Raw genomic sequence first — 508 nt, 5'->3', positions numbered from 1 at the left:
CCCTGGCTGTGTAAAAACGCTGCGCCACTGTTATGGTTCTCTCGTGATTCTGCGGGGGAATTGATGAGGCGCTTCGTTGAAGAGGCAGATCGTGGGCAGTGGAGGCTGTTGCCCGAATGCCTCGATGATTTCATTGACGAAGCAACCCTGTTCGCGTGATCGACGCTTTTGTCGATGCGCTCGATTTGGCTGAGATGAGTTTTGAGGGTGTGGAGCCGGCGGCGACTGGCCGGCCGTCGTACCACCCCTCGGTGCTCCTCAAGCTTTACATCTATGGCTATCTGAACCGGGTGCAGTCCAGCCGGCGGCTGGAACGGGAGGCCGGACGCAATGTCGAGGTGATGTGGCTGCTGGGTCGTCTCGCTCCTGATCACAAGACGATCGCGGACTTCCGCAAGAACAACGGCCAGGCACTACGCAAGGTATGTGCGCGTTTCGTCGAACTCTGCCGTGAAATGGGCCTTCTCGCGACGACGAGCGTCGCCATCGATGGCAGCAAGTTCAAAGC

1 pseudogene is annotated in these 508 nt (G+C 58.7%); it reads left to right on the top strand.

Features of this window, described 5'->3' with window-relative positions:
• Positions 1-63 precede the first annotated feature (63 nt).
• Positions 64-508: pseudogene (locus tag OZ411_RS43060) on the top strand (transposase); the annotation flags it as partial.

It is taken from the genome of Bradyrhizobium sp. Arg237L (assembly GCF_029990105.1).
In the GTDB taxonomy this organism is placed as follows: Bacteria; Pseudomonadota; Alphaproteobacteria; order Rhizobiales; family Xanthobacteraceae; genus Bradyrhizobium.
Note: the sequence above shows the minus strand (reverse complement) of the source record. Positions and strands in the feature narration are given on the sequence as shown.